5 protein-coding genes are annotated in these 3,499 nt (G+C 75.1%); 2 read left to right on the forward strand and 3 right to left on the reverse strand.

The genetic code is table 11. The features are described from left to right. A partial coding sequence (locus AIIKEEIJ_RS13160) for an SDR family NAD(P)-dependent oxidoreductase (RefSeq protein WP_161995831.1) occupies positions 1–303 on the reverse strand: 303 nt, incomplete at its 3' end. A 77-nt stretch (positions 304–380) separates the two neighbouring features. Here AIIKEEIJ_RS13160 and AIIKEEIJ_RS13165 point away from each other — a divergent pair. Then, a complete protein-coding gene (locus AIIKEEIJ_RS13165) occupies positions 381–779 on the forward strand; it encodes a pyridoxamine 5'-phosphate oxidase family protein (protein WP_006945766.1) in 399 nt (132 codons plus the stop codon). Between the two features lie 6 nt (positions 780–785). Here the strand turns inward: AIIKEEIJ_RS13165 and AIIKEEIJ_RS13170 are convergent, their stop codons facing one another. After that, a complete protein-coding gene (locus AIIKEEIJ_RS13170) occupies positions 786–1,916 on the reverse strand; it encodes a M24 family metallopeptidase (RefSeq protein ID WP_006945767.1) in 1,131 nt (376 codons plus the stop codon). 27 nt (positions 1,917–1,943) lie between these two features. Between AIIKEEIJ_RS13170 and AIIKEEIJ_RS13175 the strand changes: the two genes are divergently transcribed. Continuing rightward, positions 1,944–2,927, forward strand: coding sequence for a 5'-3' exonuclease H3TH domain-containing protein (locus AIIKEEIJ_RS13175; protein WP_161995832.1), 984 nt, complete (start codon positions 1,944–1,946; stop codon positions 2,925–2,927). Between the two features lie 19 nt (positions 2,928–2,946). Here the strand turns inward: AIIKEEIJ_RS13175 and AIIKEEIJ_RS13180 are convergent. Then, a partial coding sequence (locus AIIKEEIJ_RS13180; protein WP_161995833.1) for a DUF4333 domain-containing protein occupies positions 2,947–3,499 on the reverse strand: 553 nt, incomplete at its 5' end.

A 3,499-nucleotide genomic window follows, 5' to 3' on the forward strand; every position in this document is an offset into this window, starting at 1 on the left:
GTGTTCGGCGCGGCGCTGGTCGCCGAGGATGCCGAACGCGAGGACCGCGACGTCGATCGGGCCGTACAGGGCCCGGATGTCGGCGAGAACCTGCTCGTGGGTGTCGAGCCGGTCGGCGTCGAACTCGACGGTGTGCACGGCGGCGGCCCCGGCGTCGAGCACGGCGCGGCGCTGCGGCTCGAGGTCCCCGGCGCGGCGCGCGGCCAGGACCACGGTGCGGCCGCGGGCCAGCCGCACGGCCACCGCCGCCCCGATCTCGCTGCGGCCCCCGAAGACGACGATCGAACCCTGCTCGTTGCTCACCGCACCAGTGTGCCCGGGCGGCGCCGGGGCCGTCCGGGGCGGGTCCGGCGGTGCCGGGTTCGGCTACCGTCGCAGGCATGGCCCGAACCCCCGCCGCGCTCGGCGATGCCGCGCTGCAGTTCCTCACCGAATACCATCTCGGCACCCTGACGACGCTGCGCACGGACGGCAGCCCGCACGTGGTGGCCGTCGGCTTCACCTGGGACCCGGACGCCGCGGTGGTGCGGGTGATCACCAACGCCACGTCGCAGAAGGCGCTCAACGCCGAGCGCGGCGGGTACGGCGCTGTCAGCCAAGTCGAGCGCGGCCGCTGGCTCACCCTCGAGGGTCCGGCCCGGGTGCGCACGGACCCGGAGGCCGTCGCCGAGGGGGTGCGCCGCTACACCGCGCGGTACCGGCCGCCGCGGCCCAACCCGACCCGCGTGGTGGTGGAGATCACCGTCGAACGGGTGATGGGTTCGGTGCTGGACCGGTAGGGCCGGTCATCCCGGCAGCTCGGTCAGCCCGTGCGGCCGGTGGTTGAGCGGCTCGCAGCCGTCCTCGGTGACCACCACGATGTCCTCGATGCGCGCACCCCATGCGCCGCGGAAGTAGATGCCCGGTTCGATGCTGAACGCCATCCCGGGCCGCAGCACATCGGTGTTGCCGTCGACGATGTACGGCTCCTCGTGCACGGACAGCCCGATGCCGTGCCCAGTGCGGTGCACGAACACCTCGGCGAGGCCGTGCGCGGCGAGCACGTCGCGGGCGGCGGCGTCGACCGAGGCAGCGCTGACCCCGGGCCGGACCGCGTCGACGGCCGCCTGCTGCGCGGCCTCGAGCAGCGCCACCTTCGCCGCGACGTCCGCGGCGGGCGCGCCGAGGCTGTAGGTGCGGGTGGAGTCGGAGTAGTAGCCGGGCTCGACCGGGCCGCCGATGTCGACGACCACGACGTCGCCGGGTTCGAGGACCCGATCGGAGACCTCGTGGTGGGGGTCGGCGCCGTGCGGGCCGGAGCCGACGATGACGAACGCGGCCTCGGTGTGGCCCTCGGCGACGATCGCGGCGGTGATGTCGGCCGCGACCTGCGCCTCGGTGCGCCCGGGCCGCAGCCACCGTCCCATCTGCGCGTGCACCCGGTCGATGGCGGCGCCGGCGCGGCGCAGCGCCTCGACCTCCGCGTCGTCCTTGATCATGCGCAGCTGCCGCACCACCTCCGTCGCCAGCACGGGCGGCACCGCGAACCGGGTCGCGAGCGGCACCAGGTGCAGGGCGGGCATGGCGTCGGCGACCGCGGTGCGCGGGCGCTCCGGCAGCAGCGCCGCCACCTGCGCGTACGGGTCCTGCCCGTCGACCCAGTCGTGCACCGGCAGGTTCAGGTCCGCGGCGGCGGAGTCGGTGAGGGCGGCCAGCTCGAGCCGCGGCACGACGACGGAGGCGGGGGCGCCGTCGGTGGGCACCACCAGGCAGGTGAGCCGTTCGAACGATTCCGCCCGCGAACCGAGGAGGTAGCGCAGGTCCGGGCCGGGGGTGACGAGCAGCGCGTCGAGGCCGGCGTCGCGGCCGAGGGCGGCGGCCCGGGCGAGACGGTCGGCGTATGCGGAGGCGGGGAAGCGGCGCGCGGGGGAATTCATGCGGACAGCGTAGTGGCGTTTGGCAGGATGATCGTCGTGACTGCGACGCCGGCGTCCGCCGCCCCCGTGCCCCCCACCGGCCCGTTGATGCTGCTCGACGGGGCGAGCCTGTGGTTCCGCGCGTTCCACGCGCTGCCCGAGTCGCTCACCGCCCCGGACGGCCGCCCGGTCAACGCGGTGCGCGGGTTCACCGACATGGTGGCGTCGCTGATCACCAAGCATCGGCCGGCGCGGCTGGTGGTGTGCCTGGATCTGGACTGGCGGCCGGCGTTCCGGGTGGCGGCGGTGCCGAGTTACAAAGCGCACCGGGTGGCCGCCGGCTCGGACGGCACCGTCGAGGAGGTGCCGGCGGCGTTGCCGTCGCAGGTGCCGATGATCACCGACGTGCTGGCCGCCGCCGGCCTCGCCACCGCCGGCGCGGCCGGGTTCGAGGCCGACGACGTGATCGGTACTCTCGCCGCCGGTGAGTCCCGGGATCCGGTGCTGGTGGTCAGCGGGGACCGGGACCTGCTGCAGGTGGTGCGCGACGGCTCGGTGCCGGTGCGGGTGCTGTACGTCGGGCGGGGCCTGGCCAAGGCCGAGCTGTTCGGGCCGCCCGAGGTGGCGGCGCGGTACGGGCTGCCACCCGAGCGGGCCGGCGCGGCCTACGCCGAGCTGGCGGCGCTGCGCGGGGACCCGTCGGACGGGTTGCCGGGGGTGAAGGGCGTCGGGGAGAAGACCGCGTCGACCCTGCTGCTGCAGTACGGGTCGCTGACGGCGCTGCGCGCGGCAGCGGTGGACCCGGAGTCGGGGCTGGCGAAGGGGGTGCGCGGCAAGCTGATCGACGCCGGCGCGTATCTCGACGCGGCGGTGCCGGTGGTGCGGGTCGCCACCGACGCCCCCGTCCGGGTGTCGCGGCCGGACACGGTGCCGTCCACCCCGGTCGATCCGCAGGCGCTGGAGCGGCTGGCGCAGGACCTGGGGATCGGGCGGTCCGTCGCCCGGTTGACCGCGGCGTTGGCCGCGGGGTGAGGGCGACGGACCGGCGCGCTCAGTTGGGGCGGCTGACCTCGTAGGTGCCCTCGTCGTCGGTGAAGGTCACCGTCACCGACCGGAACTGGCCGTCCACCGTGAGGGTGCACTCGAAGCTGTTGCCCGCCTTGACTTCTTCACCGTCCGGGCACTGCACGTCGGAGACGTCGGTGGCGCCGTAGGACTCGGTGAGGACCTTCTCGACGCCGGCCTGCGCGGCCTCGGGGTCGAGGGTGTCGTTGCCGCCGAGGAGCAGCACGGCGCCGATGATCGCGCCGATCACCACGAGCCCGGCGACGGCCAGGCCGACGATCAGCCCGGTCTTCGACTTCTGCTGCGGCGCACCGGCATTCCATTGGCTCGCGCCGGTCGACCCCCACTGCTGGCCGGGTTGCTGTCCCCACTGGGGCTGACCCTGCTGGGGTTGTCCCCACTGCTGGCCCTGGCCGGGCTGCTGCCCCCACTGCGGCTGACCCTGCTGCGGCTGGCCGGGGGTCTGCTGACCCTGCTGGCCCCACTGCTGCCCCTGGGCGGGCTGCCCCCACTGGGGCTGACCCTGCTGGGGTTGTCCC

Source organism: Rhodococcus sp. YH1, from assembly GCF_009939605.1.
GTDB lineage: Bacteria > Actinomycetota > Actinomycetes > Mycobacteriales > Mycobacteriaceae > Rhodococcus > Rhodococcus aetherivorans.